Origin of the sequence: Aquibium oceanicum (genome assembly GCF_001889605.1) — a bacterium.
Lineage (GTDB): Bacteria > Pseudomonadota > Alphaproteobacteria > Rhizobiales > Rhizobiaceae > Aquibium > Aquibium oceanicum.
In genome coordinates, this window is record NZ_CP018171.1 from 2,035,143 (window position 1) to 2,056,155 (window position 21,013).

Genomic DNA, 21,013 nt, shown 5'->3' on the forward strand with positions numbered 1-21,013 from the left:
TCAGGCCTCCTCGCCTGGCTTCTTCAGGAACTTGCGGATATGCCCGGAAACCTGCGCGGACGCCTCGACGAGGACGCTGTGCTTCAGCCCCGGAAGAATGCGCAGTTCCGAGTTCGGAATGAGCTGGTGCATCGTCTCGGCCATCCGGACATTTGAGCCCTGGTCGAACTCGCCAGTCATCACCAGCGTGGGCTGCATTATCGCGTGAAGCGTGTCGACCAGTTCCGTCTGACCGAAGACACGATAGGCTTCCAGGTAGGACTCAAGGTCCACCTGCCGGAGCTCGTCCATCCGCTGCTCGATGACTTCCGGATGAGCCCGCGCGAACGCCTCCGTGAACCAGCGATTGTGCGCTGCTCCGAGAACGGTCTCGATGCCGCCCTGGCGGATCATGTCCAGCCGGGCGACGACCTTCTGGCGCTCCTCCCGCGTGCGGCCCGCAACCGCCGAGAGAAGGACCACCCGGCTGAACCGCCCGGCCCAGCCGACGGCGAGCCTCTGGGCGATCAGCCCGCCCAGCGAGAAGCCGACGAGGTCGGCCCGCGAGATGCCGGTCTCGTCCATCACGGCCACAACGTCTGCGGCGAACCTGTCGATCGAGTATTCGCCGCGGATCGGAGCCGAGGCGCCATGCCCACGCAGATCGAGACGGATGATGTCGAAGTCGGATTCCAGAGCACCGCAGGCGTCGTCCCAGCTGCGCAGGCTGGCGCCGACTCCGTGGATGAGGACCAGGGGGCTGCCCCGTCCGGAACGTTCGAAATTGATCAGACCGTCGGTTGTGCGCACCCGTGCCGCTCTTTCCATTCGCATCGTATTGTCGTATGGTATACCAACACACAAGCGGTGGTCAATCGACCACTGCTGGATTATGTTTAAGGGACATCGGGGCGAGCCACTCGCCCCTACTCCTTCACGAGGAAGTGGATGACTGAGAGCACGATGACGTGGATGGTCGAGGAGCCGGCCACGCTCAGGGACCAGACGACCGCGTCGCTTCGCGAGGCGCTGCTCAACAGCGTTTTCCTGCCCGGCGAGCAACTCGTGGAGAGGAAGCTGGCAGAGCTGACCGGCGTCAGCCGCACCAGCATCCGCGAGGCGCTCGGCACCTTGGAGGCGGAAGGTCTGGTTACACGCGTGCCCGGCAAGGGCATGGTCGTGACGCGGCTCTCGGAGAAGGAGGCCTTGAGCATCTACGAGGCGCGGGCCGTCATCGAGTCCGCGATGGCGCGGCTTTTCGTCCAGCGCGCCACGGAGGACGAAATCGAGGAGTTGTCGCGGCGCGTCGAAGAAGCCGGGAAGACCTGCGACCCTGACCGTGCGCGTCTCCACGCCGAGAACCTCGACGCGGTGTCGGACATGATCATGAACTGCGCCCGCAACGATATCCTGCGCCAGATGGCGTCGGTGCTTCGCGCGCGGGTGACCTATCTGCGCACCGTCACGTCACGCGTCGCCTCCGCGGAACGCCGGCGCGAGAGCATGGCGTTGCTCGAGGGCATCCTCGACGCCCTCCGCCGCCGCGACGCGGATCTCGCCGACAGCCGCACCCGCAGCTACATCGAGCGGTCCGCCGCCTTCGCCACATCGGTCCTGCGCGACCTCGGCCGAGAGGATGGCCAAGGGGCCGGAACGAAGAACATGGAGCATGAAGAATGAACTACGTGAGGCTGGGCAACAGCAATCTGAAGGTGTCGCGTCTCGGCCTCGGCGCCATGGGTTTCGGCTCAGCCGCCTGGAGGGCCTGGGTCCTCGACCAAGGAGCTGCGGCCCCGATAGTCTCACGAGCGCTGGACCACGGCATCAACTTCTTCGACACGTGCGACTTCTATTCGGGAGGCGAGAGCGAGCGCGTCCTCGGCCAGACGCTGGTAAAACAGCAGCCGCGTGACAGCTTCGTGCTCGCGACCAAGGCCGGCAACCCCATGTCGGATCACTGCAATGCTCGCGGCTACTCGCGCAAGCACCTGTTCCGGGCGATCGATGATTCCCTTGCACGGCTTGGAACGGATCATGTCGATCTGTTCCAGACGCATATCTGGGACAAGGAGGCGGATCTCGACGAACTGGTCGAAGCCATGGGCGATATCGTCCGCAGCGGCAAGGCGCTCTACGTCGGGGTCACGACAATGCCGACATGGGCGCTCGTTCGGTGCAGGGAGAAGGCCAAGGCGCGAGGGATCCCCGCTTTCCTGTCGATGCAGTGCGAATACAATCCCGCGCATCGCGAGTGCGAGCGGGAGCTGCTCCCCTATTGCCGCCACGAAGGTCTTGCGGTCGTGCCGTTCAGCCCGATGGCGCGCGGGTTCCTGGCCGCGGATCGCCGCGATCCCGAACACGCGACGGCCAGGACGGGAAGCGATGACTACATGCACAAGATCTATGGCCGGGCGAACGACCATGCGGTCCGGGAGGCCGTCGCGGATGTAGCGGCCCGCATCGGCAGCACCCCGGCCCAGGTCGCTCTTGCATGGACGCTTGGCCGCCCCGGCGTCCACGCACCGATCTTCGGCGCCACATCGGTAAACCAGGTGGACGAGGCGGTCGCCGCTCTGGACATCGTACTCGAACCCGAGCATGTCTCGGCCATCGATCAGGCTTACGAGGCAAGGCCCCTCGCGGGAGCGGGACATTGAGCATGGACGACACCCGCCACACGGGACGGAGCGGTGCCCGCTGATGCGGGTCGGGCCAAGATGCCGGACGCCATTTGGAGGAGCAATCTCGCCGTGTTCGATCTACGGGTAGCCGTGCCGCCGCGCCTGCGCACGCAGGTGGCTGAAACGCTCCGCAACGCGATCGTCCTCGGCGAGCTCGCCCCGGGCGAGCGTATGATCGAACGTGTGCTGTGCGAGCGTATGGGGGTTTCGCGCACCTCCTTGCGGGAGGCGATGCGCGAGCTAGAGAACGAGGGGCTGCTGACCAATCTGCCCAATCGCGGGCTGATCGTATCGGTCGTGGACCCCAAGATCGCGCAGGAGATATTCGACGTGCGCGAGGCACTGGAGGCGCTCGTGTGCCGGCTGTTCTGCGAGCGCGCCACCGACGAGCATATCGAACGGTGCCGTGCCGTGAACGTCGAGCTCATGGCGGCCTACGAAGCCGGCGCCGCGCGCGAACTGATCGCCGCCAAGAACCGGCTCTACGACGTGCTTATCGCAGGCGCCGACAATGCGGAGGCCGAACGGATGCTACGCAGCATACACATGCGGGCATCGCAGCTTCGCATGATCTCGCTATCGAGCGGCGAAAGGCGAAAGGCCTCGCAGGAGGAAATCCAGCTTCTGATCGACAGCCTCCTGAACCGACGCGGCAAGGATGCCGAGCGGCTCGCCAGGAAGCACGTCCAGCAGGCTGCCAAGTTCGCGATGAGCATGATCCGACGCACCGGCGAGCTGTCCTGAGGGCACTGCATCATGCACGTCGACGAACGCTATGTTATCGCCGGTGGGCTGCGTACCCGCTACTTCGAAGCCGGCAGCGGACCGACGGTCATCCTGCTTCACGGCTCGTCCCTGGCGATCGACGCCTGGTCGACCTGGCATCTGACGATCCCGGCCCTCGCGAAGCACTACCGGGTACTGGCACCCGATCTCGTCGGCTTCGGCCTGACGGACGTCGCGGCCGATGGACATCATGTGCCCCGGCTTGAAAGGCGCCACCATGTCGCCGCCTTCATGGACGCCCTCGGCGTCGCGCGTTGCTCTCTGGTCGGCCACTCTGAGGGAGGCTTCATCGCCGCCATGCTCGCCCTGGACTACCCGGGGCGCGTATCGAATGTCGTCGTCGCAAGCAGCGGCGCAACCGCGCCGCGTCTGGGCGGAGACCTGGACCGGGCCTGGGAAAGCGCCGCCGCCCAGGCCTACGACGTGCTCGGAGGATGCGAGACGGAAGAGGCGTTCCTGCGAACCAATGCGGCTCTCAGCCTGACGAACCCGCCCACGTTCATTGATATCATGAAGGAAAACTACCGTCTGGCGCGCCGTCGCGGCCAGCTCGAAAGGTTCAAGGACGCGGCCCTGCTAAGGGGCGACAGCGACTACACCCGCGTCCAGGAAGAACACCTTCTGCCATTTCTGGGCGAGATGCGGGCCCGGCTGCTGCTTGCTTGGTCCGGGCGCGACGCCACGGTTCCGGTTTCGCGCGGCCTCAAACTTCTCGAGCGAGCCCCCCAGGCCGACATGCATGTCTTCGCGGATGCAGCACATATGCTCATGATCGACAGGCCGCGCGCGTTCAACGCGATGTTGGCAATGTGGCTAGGGGCGGCAAGTTGAAATCGACTGCAGTCGACCGCCGCCGGTGGGAGTGTTGCCGGAACCTATTATTCCGTCTCAGGCTGGCCGTCGGGTGACCGACCGAATGCACCCCGGACCAACATTCGGCAAAGCGCGCCCCTTACGGCCATAGAAGAGTACGCAAGGCTCACCAGATACCTGCCATCGCGCACCGGGTGCCGGAGGGGAGATATGGTGGTGTCCTGGGTCAGAAAAACGGTTGGGTTGGTTGCTTCTGCCCTTCAGGGCATGGCGGCCCGTCCCTCCCGGACGCCGCCGAATGGTCGGCCTTCGAGGAGATGAGGCGTTCGTTGCAGCCGAAGCTGTCCCTCAGCTCGCCCGCGATGCGATATGTGGCGTTGAGAGGAAAGGCGGCGTGAGCCCAGTCCCACGTGTGTCGCCGCAATTGCTTGCGTGTCGACACGGAGGGCAGAGAGGAAAGGAACAAGGTCCGACCAGATCGAACTCGGCAACCGGAAGGGGTCGTTGGCCGAGCGTCGGATTTCTCACGTTCTCTGCCAGAACCCGACTGTCAGCAGACGGCCCCGCAACGGTCCCATGATATGCTATCCTACTAAGTCTGCGCGCGCTTCCCGGGAAGGGAAGGAATCGCCCCCCAATTCAGCCGCTCGACTAACGCTTTAGACTTCATGAAAGCCAACATTCCTGTGGAGTAGCGGAGCGCCAGCCGATTAGTTCGGCGCAAGTTTTTGAACCCCATGTGGTCGGCCATCTGCCCCCGCAAGAGCATGCTCCCGATCCGGCTGCGGACGGATTTCTTGTTGTCTTATGGATGATGCGGTGGCGCTGAGCACTGGCCGCTGCGCCGGAAAGCCCGGAAGCGGTCTCTCAGAGGCGGCACCCCGGCACGATAAATCCGGTAATCGGACTTGTCCCGCGGCCGATGACGAGATTTGAGGACCCGACACGCCCGCCCTGCTGATCATGGTTTTGGGCGCCGGCTTCTTCCCCGGCGCCCCAGTCGTCAGTAGTCGCAGGCTTTCGCGTCAGCCTCGATCGCGGCGCTGTCAAAATCATTGATCTTCGTAAAGAACGCGAGACTGTCCGGTATGACCAAGGTCTCAGGATCCACCTTCTCGGTCAGGATACCGTATTCGACGAGAAAGTCCTGATACTTGCCCATGGCTTCCGCGCTGGCGCCCGCGACGAGCCCGTTCGGGTTAAGCTTGGAGGCGAGGGCCTGATCCTCGAGCAGGATGGAAACCTTGGCCAGATCGTTCGCGATGGCCGTCTCTTCATCGACATTGGTCGGCTTGGAATCCGGATAGAACTTCCATTGCAGTTGACGCACGCAGTCGGGATTGGCGGCAGCGAAGACCATGGCCTTGGCTATCCCCCGGCTGATCCCTTCGACCATAGCGGGCTTCTCATCGATCACCTTCTGGCTTGTCGCGAACGAATAGTCCGGCAGTTCCGCCCATGCCGGGTCCTTGAGGATTGTGAGGTTCGGGTCCATGCTCTGAAATCCGACCAGCGCGGAAGACCAGTACATCAGAGCCTGCACCTGATCGTTCTGGAGAGCCAGCAAGGGTTGCGCGCCGACGCCCGTTGCGATCATTGTGACGTCGGTATCGGGGTCCAAGCCGCTCTTTCTTACGAATGACTTCACCAGCGACACGCCACCGGTGGAGACGCTTACGATGCCGATGTTCTTGCCCTTCAGATCGGCGGCGGACTTGATCGGCCCGTCCTTCTTGACCGCGACGCCCCATCCCAAGGCAAAGTTCGTGATGAGTGTGCGGATCGGCACCGAATGCTGCGCATTTGCCAGAATGATCGAGGCACCGGCCATTTGGGCGAAGTCGATATTGTCCGCGGCAAGCTGCTGTGCGGCTTCCGACGAACCGCTGATCGGGAAGACCTCGGCCTTGTAGCCTTCCTCTTCCCAATAGCCGAGCGCGCTCGGAAGAAGCAGTGGGAAATAGCTGATGTCGAGGAAACTCGTGCCCGCGATTGCGATTCTGACGTTCTCGAGCGCATCCTGAGCGGTTGCCTGGCTCCACGGGATGCTGGCAGCGAATGTGCTCAGCGCAAGCGCCAGGCCTTTAAGAGATTTCGTCTTGATGCCGGAAGTCATGTTGTCTTTCCTTCTTCACACTGCATTGAAGTGATCATGTCGCCTCGCTCAGATGCGAGTCCTCCCGGTCCTGCCAGAAAATCACGCGTTTTCTGATCGTCTCTACGATCTTGTGCAGCACGATTCCGATCGCCGAGAGAACGATCAGGACCGCGAAACTTCCCGCCGTATCCATCGTGAAGTTCTTCTGCAGGAGAATGTTGCCCAGCCCCGCCTGCGACCCGATAAACTCGCCGACGATCGCGCCGATGACGGCCAGCACGACAGCGATGTCGAGACCGGCGAAAATGTAGGGCAGGGCGGTCTGTAGCTTCACCATCCGGAAAATCTGCCAGCGGGTCGCGGTAAAGGCCCGCAGCATGTCGGTCTGCTGACGGGACGCTGCGTTCATGCCCGCGATGCAGCTGACGACGACGGGGAAAAACACGATGAGCGCCGCAATCACGATCTTGGACGTGAGTCCGTAGCCGAACCAGATGATGATCATGGGAGCGATGGCGACCTTCGGAACGGTCTGCAGAGCGACGACGTAGGGATAGATCGTCTTTTCGAGAATCTTCCACTGCCCGATGGAAACCCCGATGACCAGTCCGACCACGGTGCCGATTGCGAAACCGGCGAGAATCTCCCAGAGCGTCACTCCGAAATGGTAGTAGAAGCGCGGCGTGTTGAGGTTCAGCCACAACGCCTTCACGATTGCCGATGGCGGCGGCACGATAATCGTCGCGATGTCGAAGAGCCGGACGGAGCCTTCCCACACCACGATGATGGCGACGAACAAAAGAAGGGAAAGACTGACCTCCGGGCGCAGCTTCACGGCCCTGAAAACCCGGGCGCCACGTTCGTCCGGCAGCGAAACTTCGGTCATGCGTACACCCCTTGCGATCCGAAATGCGCGCGCACCCGCTTCACATAGATGCCGAAAGAGTCGGAATTGATCATGTCGAGATTGCGGGGTCGCGGCAGGTCGACATCGATGATCTCGGTGATCCGGCCGGGCCTCGGGCTCATCACCACGATCCGATCCGCCAGGAACACGGCTTCGGCGATGCTGTGCGTGATAAGCATGACCGTCTTCCGGTTCGCTGCCCAGATGTCCAGAAGCTCCAGATTCATCTGCTCACGCGTCATCGCATCCAGGGCGCCAAACGGTTCGTCCATCAGGAGAAAGCTCGGATCATGCACGAGCGCGCGGGCAATCCCCACACGCTGCTGCATGCCGCCCGACAGTTCCTTCGGATATTTTTGCGCAAATCCCTCAAGTCCGACAAGGCGCAGCAACTGGTTCGCAGACGCTGTGGACGTGGTGCGGTCCAGCCCCTGAATCTCTGCGGGAACAAGGACGTTCTGGAGAATGGTCCGCCACGGGAGCAGGAGCGGCTCCTGAAAAACCACGCCGAGCTCGCGGCTCGGTCCTTCGATCGGGCTTCCGTTGACGAGAATACTGCCGCTCGACTTGTTCAGGATGCCGGCGAGGATCTTGAGAAGCGTGGTCTTGCCACAGCCGCTTGGCCCGACGACGGTGACGAATTCGCCCTGAGCGATTTCCAGATTGACATCGGAAAGAGCGTAGATCGGCTCTCCTTCCTGCGTCGCGTACGTCTTGTTCAGGCTGCTGACTGAAATCACCAAGGCTTCCCTGTTGATGGTGGGGCGTTGTGCATCCGGTATTGCTGACCCATTGGCTTCGGTGTCACCTTTGCGCCAGGCGGCTCACTCTCGACCCGCTAAACGGGATGGCTTGCCGTGGTTTGCAATGCGTCGGCAACCTTGGCCATGCGCCGCAGATTCCCGGCGTACTGGTCGGCGGCTGCCTGCACGATGTCGTCGATGCGGTCCATTTGGCTGATCACAAAGTAGAAGCCCCCTCCCGGCACCACCGCGCCAAGCTCGACCAACAGCGGCGCAAGGTTCACCGTCGCGCCCATAGCATGGTTCTGGTCCGCACCGGTCAGGAGCGGTATTGCGGTCACGCCGCTCAGCCCGTTGGCGGGATAGCGATCGAGAAACACCTTCAGCAGGCCGGAATAGGTCGCCTTGTAGGTCGGCGAGGCGAAGATGACGACGTCGCTGCCTGCGACCCTGGCGTTCAGCGCGTCCATCCGGTCGCTCGGCCAGGTCAGCACCTCGTCGCGATAGTCCGCCAGGTCGATCACGTCGGCGCGCTGGACGATATGACCGAACAGCTTGTCCGCCAATGTCTCGGCCACTTTGAGGGTTCGTGATCTGGGCTTGGGATTGCCGACGACTATTGACAATTTGAACGTCATCACGACTCCACGCAGCGTTAACAGGAGGTGAGCCGCCGCCGGAATCCGCGTGCAGAGAGCCATAGATCGAGGACCACGACTTTAGGCGCGTGCAGACATCGGCGTGCCTCACAACACCGGGGTCTTTTGGCCCGGCGACACCATTGCCAAGTTCTTTTGGCTCGGCATGGCGTCAGCGGCGACAGGCGCCGCATTGAAAAAAAGCTAGCATCGGCTGCCGCGGTTCGTCAACAAGACCATGTTGCTTCCTGTACGGCTTGGCGTTTTTTACGCGACTCGGCACGCGACGCCATGTTCGGCCATCCGCGGCAGGGTCTCACGGGCCACCGCATCAAGATCAGCGATATAGTCCGGGACGATAAGGATCACGCCGTCGAGTTCGCTTTCCAGGACGACGCGAGCAAGCCGCTTTGATAGGGATTCGTAGGATCCGATCATCGCACCCGAGGAAAACGCCTTTCCTCTTCCCTCTCCGGCGAGCCTGCGGGATGCTGCGCTGACATCCTTGACGTTAGGATTCATGTCGTAGCCCAGCGCAATGTCCGCCAGGCATTCGAGGTCCACACCCTCGTTGAAATGGTCCGCGCGCGCCTGCGCCTCCTCGTCGGTGGCGCCAGGGATCAAAGTCACCAACCCGTAGACCTTGAGATCCACCTTGCCCATCTGCTTCGCCATCGCCTTTGCCTGACGCCCCAACTCCAGGTATTTCGGCTCCTCGCCGGATCCGATAAAGGCGATGTCACAGTTTTCGACGGCGAATCGGAAACCGCGTCCCGATGCGCCGGCATTGGCGAGGGGCGGCATGCGAGACGGTTTGGGACCCATGGTGGCATCCTGGAGCTCGAAGAACTTTCCCCGATGCGAGACGACCTTTTCCGTCCAGAGGCGTTTGACGACCTGCGTCCACTCGTCCGCCAGATCGTAGCGTTCGTCGTGATTGAGACCGTCGCGCCAGAGCCCGACATGCGACAGGTCGAGGTAGCTTGAACCGGTGACGAGGTTGAGTCCGACGCGGCCCGGAGCGATCTGATCGAGCGTCGTCATCATCTTGGCGATGATGGCGGGTTGGTAGACGGTCATATGGATCGTTGCAAAAACCCCGATCCTTGAGGTCGCTTGGAGCAGCGCCGCAGAGGTCGTCATGGATTCGAGCGAACGCATCCAGTGCTCGGACGGACCCTTGCGACCTCGCCAGATCCCGGGACTGAGCACAAAATCGTAGCCGAGCGCCTCCGCGCTTCGGGTCACGTCGAGGACGCGCGCGAATGACCCGTCCTCCACGTCGGGCGAGTTGGTGGAGTGGATCCAGCCATGATTGCCAACCGGGATGAAGACGCCGACATCGATCGTTTTTGTCATGTTTTGCTGCTCATGGAATGGATGCCTGGAAACCGGTCATTGACCCTGCAGAGGGAGGACAGCGGTTGTCAATTCCCGGAGAGGAGCCGAGCTTCGGGGCCCGCAACCGCGTCGGGGGCATACGCAACGGCGTCGACCTCGACTAGCAATTCAGGCAGCATGAGGGCTGCCACCTGTATGCCGGTGCTCGCAGGGCGATGGTTGCCAAAGAACTCCTGCCTGACCTCCCAATATTGCCGGGTGAAGGTCATGTCGGTCATGGGCGTCGTGAGATAGGTCGTCAGCCGGATGACGGATTTAAGATCGCAGCCGACCAGCCCCAGGCGCCTCTGCATGTTGGTGAATATCTGGCGCGCCTGAGCGGGGATGTCGCCAGCGCCAACCACCTTTCCGTGTTCGTCATAAGCGACGATGCCCGAAAGCCAGACGAAATCGCCAGCCTTCACGAGATGGCACATCGGCTTGGTTTCGTCCCAGTGTCGCTCGTCGGCTATGAACAGCGGTGCAGTCATGTTTCATTCTCCGAATGTACAGGAAGTGGCCGTTTTCAGCCTGGACGCCACAGGCGGCAGGTGCCCAACGACATGCGATATGGATCGCGGACGAGACGTGCATTTTCTCACGGCAGCCCCCGCCGTTGCGGACTTGCCTTGTCCAGTCTCAGTCGATGCGAGCTCATGCGGCAGACCCGTCCGGCTTGCTCAGATGCCGATAGCTGCCTCTGTAGTACAGGAGCGGTTCGGCGTCCTTGCCGTCGTTCAATCCAGTGGCAAGCACTTCGCCAATGACGATGGTGTGGTCTCCCGCGGCGTGTTCGGCGCGAATCTCGCAATCCAGCCACATGAGGGCGCCGTCGATTACCGGGCTTTGCGTAGCGGCCGTCGTCCAGGCGACGCCTGCCCATTTCTCGCTCCCCTTCCGGGCGAACCGGTTGGAGATCGCCTGTTGCCTCTTCGAGAGGACATTGACGGAGAATTTGCCGGTTTCCCGGATTCGAGGATAGGACGAGGATGTCGCCATGACACTGAATGAAACCAGAGGCGGATCGACAGAGACACTGTAGAACGACTGGCAGGTAAACCCCAACGGCTCCCCATCATATCCCGCGATCACGGTTATCCCCGACGCGAACAAACCGAGCGAATCACGAAAACGTCTGAGATCGACGGGCTCTCTCGCATTGAGACGGGCATATTCGGACAGAGGAATCCGGGAAGTGCTGCTGGACACGTCGATCTCTCTATGCTGGCTGGATTGGTGCGAGCGGCATCGCCGCGACGAAAGTCGCCATGCGTCACAGGGCCCTGGAATACTGGTCGGCCGCCGCCTGCACGACGACAGTGGACAATCCGAGTGCCATCCCGACTCCCAACAGCGTGGACAGAAGATGAGACGATCGCGAATCTGCAGACGGAAGGGACAGGGGCCAGCATAGACCACAAATCTCGGCGCGTGCAGACAGCAGCGTGTCTCACAACACCGGGGTCTTTTGGCCCGGCGACACCAACGCCAAGTTCTTTTGGCTCGGCATGATGTCAGCGACGCTTAGCGCCGCGTAAGAAAAAAGTAGCATCGGCTGCCCCGCCCCGTCAACACCGTTTCCGGCCATACTGATGCACGTGCATATCGCAATGTGGAGGTGGATCGACGTGTTCGAGTTCGACGGCCCGCGCGAACGCGGAGGCTTTCGGGCGAGAAGAGCCCGCTCCGGGCGGCCCAGCGCAACGGCTAACGCGACCGGGACTGCGAGACGCGGGCCGGCACCGTCAAGTTGCGTTCAAGAAGGGCTCCTATTTTCCAGATTTCCTGGAGCCGCGCCCCATTGCGGAGAAGACGCTGACGACTGTCATCCAGGAAGCGTATGTCCAGGGTCTCGACGCGCTCGGTCGACGACCTCGTCAAGGCCATGTGCCGAGCGGCGTCTGCAAGAGCCAGGTGTCGCGCCTGTGCGAGGAGATTGACGGCAAGGTGAAGGCGTTCCTCGAACGGCCCATCGAGGGTGATTGGCCATACTTGTGGATTGACGCAACCTATCTCGAGGCTCGGCGCGGCGGGCGCATCGTCTCGGTCGTCGTCAACACCGACGGCCGCCGAGAGGTGCTGGGCATTTAGATCGGCACTTCGGAGGCCGAGCCGTCCTGGACAGAGTTCCTTTGAAAGCTCACACGCAGAGGCCGGCGCAGCGTGAAGCTGGTCGTCTCCGATGCCCATGAGAAAACCGTGAGCCCTGCAAGCGCTGCATCAACGACAAGAAAGGGGCCAGTTGACACAAGCGATTAGAGAACGTCGTGAGACACCATCTTGCTTCGGGCCCAGCCGCCTGTCGCGAGTCAAAGGTATGGCAAGATTGGAGCAGCGGGTGGACTGGTCGAACGGCCACAATGGTTTCGTTGACGGACGGGGCAAACATTGCCTCACGAGGCAGCCGCTGAACGGCAGCTTACCGCTACGCCTTTCCCATAACCGGACCGTCCGGATACGGCCCCAATCCCGCCCGAAGGTGGACGGCTAGCAATGGCATCGTTCGCGCTATCTTCAGTGACAGCTGAACGACCCGGATGGTGAAGGGTTTCGGGTGCCGGCACGCGTACGGAAGCCTTTCATGCAGGAACCCGCAGGCTACAGTGTTGACTACGGAGATTTCGATTTGCGGCCGATGTCCGGGATCCTTGCTGAAAAGCGCGGAAGTAGGCGCGGACAGGCTGCTTCGTTGCACCTCGGCGTGGTATTCTTGGCCCCGCACGTTGCTCGTCGCGGCCTGTAGGCGCCGACAGTCATCACGGGCGCGGATCTCGACCACATCATGGCCGGGCGCCTCAACGCCTTGCTCAACGCGATCTATGCCGCCTTTGGGCAGGGCCGGGACGGCATCGTACACCTCGGACCATCGGAGCCCCTGAGCGGCGAAGCCCTGTGGTTCGCCTGCCTCGTTTTCGCTCGGGGGGAAGATCGGGCCGTCATGATCGCTGTCAGTTGTACGATCCTGGCCTCGTATTCCTGGATATGGTCGGCGGCCCCCGCATCGCCATCGAAGGCGCCTTGCTCATTCTTACGTACCCAGACAGGAATCAGGTTGCGGGTGACGTCGTGCCGTTTCGCCAAAGCGTGAAACGTCTCGCCTGACAGATATTCCTGCGCGACCTGCCGATTAGATTCGACGCGGTGAGTGCGATATCTTGCCATGGGTTCCCTTTTTGAGAACCCGACAAGCTTGGTCAATTCCTCAAGCCGATCTGTCCACCAGCAGGGGCGCACTCCATCTTCCTGGTCAATCATGGGGTCAACAACTGGCTGCCTGAGATTCAGCGCACCAAGGGGCTTCCGCCGGCGGAGGCGGGGAGATGGTCGTCGCTCACCCAGATCGTCGGCATCGTCGGATCGCTAGTGTGTCGCGCTATGCCGTGGCCGGCCGCCGTCTGGTGCTGATCGCACTCATCTTCGCCGGCATGGCGGTCCCCCGCCTGCTGCTGCTCCTCCCGGCGGGCAAGCGCTTGTAGTCTCGCTCGTCCTGCTCGGGATCACGCGCACGTCGGTCACGGCCATCGTGATGCTTCTCCTGCTGGACCTGCTCGGAATAGACAGGCAGCGGCACGGCCTGCTCGACGGCATGTTCTTCGTCGCGGCCGAGACCGGCGGCGTCCTCGGCCCGACGACGATCGGGCTGCTGTCCGACCGAAGCGGCGGCTTTTCGAGTTGGCTATGGGCGCTTTTAACGATCGGCGTCGTGCTGCTTGCGCTGGCCGGCCTGCTCGCGCGGATCGGACGCCGCGAGCGCCCGCTCACTCGCTGATCAGCGCCGAGAAGTCGGAATCGCCCGAGATCGGCAGCTTCGGCACCTCCATCCAGCAGACGCGCCGCGCCCGCTCGGCATCCACGCCGAGGCCGACGAAGGCGACCATCAGCGTCTCGCGCACATGGTCGGGCTGCGTCCTGCCCAGGATGACGGACTGGATGCTTCGGACGAGGCCGCCCAGGATTGCGTCATGCGCGACCTGCATGGCGGAGAACCGGAAGTCCCCGTTGGCTGCAGCCATCTCGATGTCGCGCGGCAAATAGACATCGACCAGCTTGCCGCCCGCCTCGCCCTGGGTCCCAACCTGGACGATGAAGCGCCCCCATGCCCGGTTCTCGATCGCGAGCGACATGTAGGCGAGACAACCCGCGGCGATCCGTTCCAGCGGATCGTCGAAGGTCAGCACCATCTTATCGATGACCTCCAGCACGCCGTCCGACACGGCGGCGTTGACGGCCTGCAGAAGTTCGTGGGTCGAGCGGAAATGGTTGTAGAAGGTCCCGCGCGACACGCCGGCCTGCGCGATGAAGTCGTCGATCGAGGCGGCATCCGGGCTCTTCTGTGAGAACACCGCGACGGCCGCGGCCATCAGCTTGCGGCGTGTCTGTTCGCGCCGGACCATCCCGTTGCGCGTGCGATGGTCGGCGTTACCGGCCTCGTCGATGGTCGTTTCGTCGGATCGGGCAGTAGGCCGCATGCTGTTTCCGTCGTCTTGCCGGATGGGGTGGGTTTCGGTGTCAATATAGACATGGGGTTCATATTGACAAAACTGTTCATTATGAACTAGCCTCCAATCATGCGGACCCGACGGGAGACGAGTTCGCCGCGAGGGAGGAGAATTCCAGTGCCATCGTCCGGCGCGATATCCGACGTCGTCATCATCGGCTATGGCCCGACCGGCCAGCTGCTTTCGCTGTTGCTTGCCCGCAAGGGGCACCGCGTCGTCGTCGTGGAGCGCTGGCCCAATCTCTACCCGCTTCCGCGCGCGGTGCATTTCGACCACGAGGTGGCCCGGATCCTCCAGGCGGCCGGCGTCGTCGACGACGTCAGCAATATCACCGAAGGCATCGACACATACGAATGGCGAAACGCCGGCGGAGAACTCCTGCTGATGCTGGACTGGCGCGGCCGGGGCTCCAGCGGCTGGCCGGAATCGAACATGTTCTCGCAGCCGCAGTTGGAGGCGGTTCTCGATGCCCATGTCAGGGCGTCCGACAAAATCACCGTTCTGCGGGGATGGGGCGCGACCGCCTTCGAGGACGACGGCGATCGGGTGCGGGTCGATCTGGTGAGAGGCACCGTGCACGACGGGATCTGGACGGCGACCGGCGAGACCGACACGATCTCGGGGCGCTACATGGTCGGCGCAGACGGCGCCAATTCCCTCGTGCGCGAGCGTCTCGGCGTAGGAGTCGAGGATCTCGGCTTTGCCTTCGACTGGCTCGTGGTCGACGTCCTGCCCAGGGTCGAGCGGGAGTGGTTTCCCAAGACCTGGCAATTGTGCGATCCTGCGCGGCCGACCACTGTCGTTCCCGGCGGTCCGAAGCGGCGGCGCTGGGAATTCATGCTGCTGCCGGGTGAGACGCCGGCCACGATGAACCGGCCGGAGAAGGCCTGGAGCTTGCTCGAGCCCTGGGGCATGAACCCGGACACGGCGGAGCTCGAGCGTCATGCCGTCTACACCTTCCGGGCGCTTTGGGCGACGCGGTGGCAAAAGGGCCGCGCCGTGCTCGCGGGCGACGCCGCCCATCTGATGCCGCCCTTCGCAGGCCAGGGAATGTGCAGCGGTATGCGCGACGCCAACGCGCTTGCCTGGCGGCTCGACCTGATCCTCCGCGGCATCGCGTCCGACCGCCTGCTCGACAGCTACGGACCGGAGCGCATCGGCCATGTGAAGACCATGATCGAGTTCTCCATCGAACTCGGCAACGTGATCTGCATCACCGATGCAGCGCAGGCCGCCGAGCGCGACCGCGAGATGATCGCCGCCCGCAACACCCCCGGCTACCAGTCTCCTCCCCAGCCGCGACCGCCGCTCGGGCCGGGTCTCCTCGTCGAGGAAGATCCGGCCGCCGGGCAACTGGGTGTGCAGGGGGCCATCGGCACGGGCGACGGCGTCCGGCTCTTCGACGACGTCCACGGCAACGGTTTCCTTCTGCTTGCGCGGAGTAGCCGGACTCTGGACCGGCTCTCCGGAGACGACGTGGCTTTCCTTCGCTCGATCGGGACAGTCGCCTTGGGGCTCGATGAACTCGACGACATCGAAGGCGTCTACAGCCGCTGGCTCAACGAACTTGGTGCGACCGCGGTCCTGATCCGGCCGGACTTCTACATCTTCGGCACGGCTGCCGACGAGGCCGCTCTCGCTCCGCTCGTCGGACGGCTGCGCGATGCGCTGAACATTCCCCTCGGGCCGGTTTCCCCAGACGGCCCGCTCCTCGACGCCATGACCTCCACGGCGGGAGCGCAGTGACATGACGCACGCCGGCGCACTGGTAGCGAAGGGGCTGACCAAGCACTACGGCGGGGTCAAGGCGCTCGGCGACGTCAGCTTCGTGCTCGCCCCGGGGCAGACGCTGGGCGTGATCGGACCCAATGGCGCCGGCAAGTCCACGCTTCTGTCGCTGCTGTCCGGCGGCGCGCGGCCGACCTCGGGGACCGTCACCTGGGATGGGCGCCGGATCGACGATCTCCCGAGCTACAAGGTCGCGCGTCTGGGCATCGGCCGTGCGCGTCAGATCCCGCGGCCGTTCCGGCGGCTGACGGTCCGGCAGAACCTCGAGGTCGCAGCCAACAGCGCCGTCGCCGCGCGCGAGGACCGGGCGCCGCTGGTCACCAGGACGCTCGACGAATGCGGGCTCCTGGCGCGCGCCGCCACGCCGACCGGCGAACTGGGGTTGCTCGATCTCAAGCGGCTTGAGGTCGCGCGTGCGCTCGCTCTCGATCCCCGAGTCATTCTGCTCGACGAGGTTGCGGGCGGGCTGATGGGTCCCGAGGTTTCCGCCATCGCCGATCTCATCGGCAGCATCCGGCAGCGGGGCATCTCCATTGTCATCGTCGAGCACGTGCAGGGCGTGATCGGCCGGCACGCCGACCATGCCATCGTGCTTGACTGGGGCCGCGTCATCGCCGAAGGCAGCCCCCGGGAGGTCGCGGCCGACCCCAAAGTGGTGGAAGTCTACTTCGGCGCCGCCACCGCCATGCAGCCGAAGGCGGCCGATCCCGCCCTCAGAACTGCGCCTCTCGTGCTGGAAGTCGACCGCGTCACGGCCGGATATGGCGGCCTCACCGCACTTTCGGATGTCAGCATCACGCTCCGGCAGGGCGAGGTCGTCGGTATCATCGGCGCCAACGGGGCGGGCAAGACTACGCTCTGCCGGGTCATCGCCGGTCTCGTCCCTTCGAAATCGGGTGCGGTTTCCCTGCTCGGCGAAGACGTCACTGCTTTGGCGCCGCATCGACGCGCGCGTCGGGGGCTGGCGATCTGCCATGAGGGCCGCCGGCTATTCACGGGACTTTCGGTCGAGGAGAACCTCGACCTCGGCGCGGCCCTGTCGGGCGGATCCCGCGAAGAGATCAAGCGCCGACGCGGAGAGATTTACGGGATGTTTCCCGTCCTTGCAGAGCGGGCCAACAAGTCGGCGGGCGCGATGTCGGGCGGTCAGCAGCAGATGCTGGCGATAGGACGGGCGCTGATGGCGGCGCCCAAGGTCCTCCTGCTCGACGAACTCTCGCTCGGCCTGGCCCCGCTGGTCATAGAGACGATCTATCAGGCGCTCGATCACATCCGTTCGCTCGGGGTCAGCATCGTGCTCGTCGAGCAGAACACCCATCGCTGCCTCTCGGTGGCCGACAGGGTCTACGTGCTCGAGCGGGGACACGTCTCCTATGGCGGATTGCCCGAGGGGCTGATGAAGCAGGACGTTTTGCGCCAGGCCTATTTCGGCGAGACGGCCTGACCGGAGAGGATCGCGCGGCATACCGTCAGGAGACGGTTCGCATTCACAGGGAGGAGCATCGACCATGAAATGCATATCGGTTCACAAATTAAGGCGCACCGCAGCGTTGACCGCCGCACTGCTCGTGCTGGGCGCGACATCCGTGCGCGCGGAGGACGTGGTGATGGGCGCGAGCCTGCCCATGGCCGGCCCCCTGGCGCAGTTCGGCGAGGTGATCCGCGACGGCTACGAATATGCCGTCAAGGAGATCAACGATCAGGGCGGTGTCCAGGTCGGCGACGAGAAGCGCCTCATCAAGCTGATCGTGCTGGATAATCGCGGCGACCCGAACCAGGTGGCGGGTCAGGTCCGCAAGCTCGTGCAGGCCGAAGGCGCGTCCGTGCTGCTCGGCGCCGTCACGCCCGTCTTCAATGGCCCGCTCTCCGCCGCCGCGGATCAGTTGAAGGTCCCGCTGGTCATGTCGCTCGTGCCCATCGACGCTTGGCAGGACGCCCGCGAGGGCGGCTACAAATACGCCTGGGACATCTATGCCCACGAGCCCGAGGCGACGAAGGTGACCTGGACAACCGCCGACATGGCCGAGACCAACAAGAAGGTCGCGCTCTTCCTCAACACGGACGAGGACGGCGAGATCTGGGGGCGCAACTGGACCGAACAGGCAAGTCAGGCCGGGTACGAAGTCGTCTACACGGCGCGCATGCCCGTCGGCACGACCAACTTCGCCGAGTACATCAATTCCGCCAAGCAGGCCGGCGCCGAGATCGCGCTCGGCCAGATGGTGCCTCCGGACGCCATCACTCTGTGGAAGCAGATGAAGGCGCTGGGTTACGGCCCGAAGCTGGCGAGTTGTGAAAAATGCGGCTCCGGCGACTGGTGGCCGGGCGCGCTCGGCGACGTGGCCGAGGGGACGTTGACGTCGGACGTCTGGGTGCGCGGCCTCGGCGGGCCTGGCGTCGAAGGCGTGGTTGCGGCACTCGGCGAAAAGCACAAGGGCAAGGTCTTGTCCGGCGCCGTGCTTTCCCACACCGTGGTCAACGTTGTCGTGGACGCCATCGAACGCGCCGGGACCCTCGAGGCGGACGCCATCAATGCGGAGATCGCCAAGACCGACGGCGACTACGCAATCGGCCATGTCGCCTTCACGGTCAACCACGGCGCTCCTCTGCCACCCATCATGCAGCAGTGGCAGGACGGTGAAGCGGTGCAGGTCTATCCGGTCGGTGCGGCTTCGGCCGATCTCCAGGCACCCGCCAAGGGTCTACAGTAGCAAGGCATGGACAAGCTGCTTTCGGTCCTCATCGAAGGTCTCGGCACAGGAGGGCTCTACGCCGTCGTGGCGCTGGGGCTCTCCCTGGTGGCCGGCGTCATGCGCCTGCTCAACCTGGCGCATGGCGAATTCCTGGTCGGATCGGTCTACCTTATCATGACGCTTATGGCCTTCGCGGGCCTCGATCCGTTCCTGGCGATGGTCGGCGCGCTGCCTGTCGTCTTCATCGCCGCCTACGTTATCCAGCGCGCCCTGCTGCAGGATCTCATGGCGCACAGCGCCGAGGCGGTCCTGGTCGGCACCTTCGGCATTTCGATCGCGGCGCAGGCGATCTTCCAGATCGCCTTCGGCTCGAACGCCGTCGCGATCACCTCGCTACTCGGACTGACGGGCGTCGAGATCCTGGGCCACACCACGCGATGGGTCTCGGTCGTGGCGATCACGCTGGCGCTCGGCCTCACCGCCGCGACGCATTTCCTGCTCACGCGCAGCACCTTCGGCTGGTCGCTGCGCGCGGCCGCCGAGGATTCCATGGCCGCGCAGTCGCTTGGCGTCGACGTTCGTCACGTCTTCGCCCTTTGCTTCGGGCTCGGTGCGGTGCTCACCTCCTTCGGCGCCATCGTGGTGGGCATCGGCTTCAGCATCGAACCCTCCAGCGGGATGCTGTGGCTGATGCGCGGCGTTGCCGTCGTCGTCATCGGCGGCATGGGCTCGGTCTGGGGTACGCTCCTCGCCGGCTGCATGGTCGGTCTCGTCGAGGAGGCGAGCGTGGTGATCGTCGGCTCCGAGTACCGCGACATCGTCGTCTTCGGTCTTCTCGTGCTCGTGCTGGTGCTGCGGCCGAACGGCCTGTTCACGGGGAATGCCGCATGAGTTCCCGGTCCGCCGTGCTGTCATGGCTCGCGCTGGCGGTCTGCGCGGCCGCGATCGCTTTCGCTCCGTTCGTGCTGTCCGACTACGACCTCGTGCTCGGCTTCGGCTTCTTCGTCGCCGCAGGCCTCGCCGTTTCCTGGAATCTCGTGGGCGGTTTCGCCGGCCAGTTCGCGCTCGGCCACTCCATGTTCGTCGGCATCGGCTCCTACAGCGTGGCCGTGCTCACGACCTTCTTCGGTGTACCCGCCATACTGGCGATCGCCATCGGCGGCGTGCTGTCGGGCATCCTCGCCGCCCTGAGCGCCGCGCTCTTCCTGCGCATGCGCGGCGCCTATTTTTCGGTCGCCACCATGGGCCTGGCGCTGGTCTGCATGGCCGCGGTCATCGTCACGCCCTCGCTCGGCGCCACCGCCGGCATCATCCTGCCGGGCGACCTGCCGATCGACGATCTCAAGCTGTTCTGGATCTGCGGCGGCCTGGCGCTCGCCGTCACCGCGGCCAGTCTTGCCATCAACCGCTCGGGCTTCGGTCTGGCGCTCATGGCGGTTCGCGACGACGAGCAGGCAGCGGCCGAGTCGGGCGTTAACCCGCTGCTCGCCAAATGCCTGATCATGGCCGGCAGCGGCGGGGCGGTAGGGCTGTTCGGCGGGCTTGTGGCGCTCCAGAAGCTGACGGTGGAGCCCTATTCGGCTTTCTCGTTCAGCTGGTCGATCGCCATGATCATGATGAGCGTGATCGGCGGCCTTGGCTCGGTCTTCGGTCCCGTGCTGGGCGCTGCCGTCGTCTTCGCACTGCAGCAGGCGCTCGACGAGCTTCCGGTCTGGAACCTCCTCGTCACCGCCCTCTTGCTCATTCTCATCATCCGGCTCGCTCCCGGCGGGTTGAACGCGGTCGGCGGGCTGGCTTTTGGGAGCTTGTCCCGTCTGTCGAGGCCGGGAGGAATGATACGCGCCCGGATACCGGACCCGAAAGGCTAGTTCTGATCCTGTCGAACCTAGACCGGAGGGGCGACTGAAGAACGGCAGCTCTTCGCGTCGCAGATCCGAAGATGGAATGTGGCCTTCCGGCGCAGTTCGAGCCCACATCTGGACGTCTATCGATATGGCAGGTTCTTAAG

20 protein-coding genes are annotated in these 21,013 nt (G+C 63.8%); 11 read left to right on the forward strand and 9 right to left on the reverse strand.

Features of this window, described 5'->3' with window-relative positions:
* The gene (locus BSQ44_RS10040; protein WP_157894570.1) at positions 1–789 is read right to left on the reverse strand and encodes an alpha/beta fold hydrolase; all 789 of its coding nucleotides are present in this window, start codon (positions 787–789) and stop codon (positions 1–3) included.
* Between the two features lie 138 nt (positions 790–927).
* Here BSQ44_RS10040 and BSQ44_RS10045 point away from each other — a divergent pair, with 138 nt between their 5' ends.
* From BSQ44_RS10045 to BSQ44_RS10060, 4 genes are all read left to right on the forward strand, one after another.
* Entirely contained in the window at positions 928–1,659 is a 732-nt protein-coding gene (locus BSQ44_RS10045; protein WP_072603597.1) for a GntR family transcriptional regulator, read from the forward strand.
* On the forward strand, positions 1,656–2,636 hold the full coding sequence (locus BSQ44_RS10050; RefSeq protein ID WP_072603599.1) for an aldo/keto reductase: 981 nt from the start codon (positions 1,656–1,658) through the stop codon (positions 2,634–2,636). Before BSQ44_RS10045 ends, BSQ44_RS10050 begins: the two co-directional genes overlap by 4 nt.
* 93 nt (positions 2,637–2,729) lie before the next feature.
* Positions 2,730–3,404: a GntR family transcriptional regulator gene (locus tag BSQ44_RS10055; RefSeq protein WP_162276737.1), complete on the forward strand. Its 675-nt coding sequence runs from the start codon at positions 2,730–2,732 to the stop codon at positions 3,402–3,404.
* A 12-nt stretch (positions 3,405–3,416) separates the two neighbouring features.
* Positions 3,417–4,277, forward strand: coding sequence for an alpha/beta fold hydrolase (locus BSQ44_RS10060; RefSeq protein ID WP_072603603.1), 861 nt, complete (start codon positions 3,417–3,419; stop codon positions 4,275–4,277).
* A gap of 985 nt (positions 4,278–5,262) precedes the next feature.
* Here the strand turns inward: BSQ44_RS10060 and BSQ44_RS10065 are convergent.
* The 7 genes from BSQ44_RS10065 to BSQ44_RS10095 all read right to left on the reverse strand — a co-directional run bounded on the left by BSQ44_RS10065 (position 5,263) and on the right by BSQ44_RS10095 (position 11,234).
* Positions 5,263–6,375, reverse strand: a complete 1,113-nt coding sequence (locus tag BSQ44_RS10065) for an ABC transporter substrate-binding protein (RefSeq protein WP_083534670.1) — start codon at positions 6,373–6,375, stop codon at positions 5,263–5,265.
* Between the two features lie 34 nt (positions 6,376–6,409).
* Entirely contained in the window at positions 6,410–7,243 is an 834-nt protein-coding gene (locus BSQ44_RS10070) for an ABC transporter permease (protein ID WP_072603605.1), read from the reverse strand.
* Positions 7,240–8,004: an ABC transporter ATP-binding protein gene (locus BSQ44_RS10075; RefSeq protein ID WP_072603607.1), complete on the reverse strand. Its 765-nt coding sequence runs from the start codon at positions 8,002–8,004 to the stop codon at positions 7,240–7,242. Before BSQ44_RS10075 ends, BSQ44_RS10070 begins: the two co-directional genes overlap by 4 nt.
* A gap of 98 nt (positions 8,005–8,102) precedes the next feature.
* Positions 8,103–8,645, reverse strand: coding sequence for an NADPH-dependent FMN reductase (locus BSQ44_RS10080; RefSeq protein ID WP_072603610.1), 543 nt, complete (start codon positions 8,643–8,645; stop codon positions 8,103–8,105).
* A gap of 267 nt (positions 8,646–8,912) precedes the next feature.
* Positions 8,913–10,004, reverse strand: a complete 1,092-nt coding sequence (locus BSQ44_RS10085; protein ID WP_072603612.1) for an LLM class flavin-dependent oxidoreductase — start codon at positions 10,002–10,004, stop codon at positions 8,913–8,915.
* A 68-nt stretch (positions 10,005–10,072) separates the two neighbouring features.
* Positions 10,073–10,516, reverse strand: a complete 444-nt coding sequence (locus tag BSQ44_RS10090; protein WP_072603614.1) for a RidA family protein — start codon at positions 10,514–10,516, stop codon at positions 10,073–10,075.
* A gap of 163 nt (positions 10,517–10,679) precedes the next feature.
* Positions 10,680–11,234, reverse strand: coding sequence for a flavin reductase family protein (locus BSQ44_RS10095; protein WP_235633382.1), 555 nt, complete (start codon positions 11,232–11,234; stop codon positions 10,680–10,682).
* Between the two features lie 606 nt (positions 11,235–11,840).
* On the opposite strand from BSQ44_RS10095, the gene BSQ44_RS27485 reads away from it, so the two are divergent.
* The gene (locus BSQ44_RS27485) at positions 11,841–12,116 is read left to right on the forward strand and encodes a transposase (RefSeq protein ID WP_235633419.1); all 276 of its coding nucleotides are present in this window, start codon (positions 11,841–11,843) and stop codon (positions 12,114–12,116) included.
* Between the two features lie 1,435 nt (positions 12,117–13,551).
* On the forward strand, positions 13,552–13,794 hold the full coding sequence (locus BSQ44_RS10115) for a hypothetical protein (protein ID WP_072603622.1): 243 nt from the start codon (positions 13,552–13,554) through the stop codon (positions 13,792–13,794).
* On the opposite strand, the gene BSQ44_RS10120 is transcribed toward BSQ44_RS10115, so the two are convergent.
* Entirely contained in the window at positions 13,784–14,494 is a 711-nt protein-coding gene (locus BSQ44_RS10120) for a TetR/AcrR family transcriptional regulator (protein ID WP_072603625.1), read from the reverse strand. The genes BSQ44_RS10115 and BSQ44_RS10120 overlap by 11 nt on opposite strands.
* A gap of 147 nt (positions 14,495–14,641) precedes the next feature.
* Between BSQ44_RS10120 and mhpA the strand changes: the two genes are divergently transcribed.
* The 5 genes from mhpA (at position 14,642) to BSQ44_RS10145 (ending at position 20,873) form a co-directional block, all read left to right on the forward strand.
* The gene (gene mhpA / locus BSQ44_RS10125; protein ID WP_157894571.1) at positions 14,642–16,270 is read left to right on the forward strand and encodes a bifunctional 3-(3-hydroxy-phenyl)propionate/3-hydroxycinnamic acid hydroxylase MhpA; all 1,629 of its coding nucleotides are present in this window, start codon (positions 14,642–14,644) and stop codon (positions 16,268–16,270) included.
* 1 nt (position 16,271) lies between these two features.
* Positions 16,272–17,756, forward strand: coding sequence for an ATP-binding cassette domain-containing protein (locus BSQ44_RS10130; RefSeq protein WP_072603628.1), 1,485 nt, complete (start codon positions 16,272–16,274; stop codon positions 17,754–17,756).
* Between the two features lie 106 nt (positions 17,757–17,862).
* On the forward strand, positions 17,863–19,023 hold the full coding sequence (locus BSQ44_RS10135) for an ABC transporter substrate-binding protein (protein WP_072603630.1): 1,161 nt from the start codon (positions 17,863–17,865) through the stop codon (positions 19,021–19,023).
* A 6-nt stretch (positions 19,024–19,029) separates the two neighbouring features.
* Positions 19,030–19,896 (forward strand): branched-chain amino acid ABC transporter permease, encoded by an 867-nt coding sequence (locus BSQ44_RS10140; protein WP_072603633.1) that lies wholly within the window; start codon positions 19,030–19,032, stop codon positions 19,894–19,896.
* On the forward strand, positions 19,893–20,873 hold the full coding sequence (locus tag BSQ44_RS10145) for a branched-chain amino acid ABC transporter permease (RefSeq protein WP_072603635.1): 981 nt from the start codon (positions 19,893–19,895) through the stop codon (positions 20,871–20,873). Before BSQ44_RS10140 ends, BSQ44_RS10145 begins: the two co-directional genes overlap by 4 nt.
* Positions 20,874–21,013 lie beyond the last annotated feature (140 nt).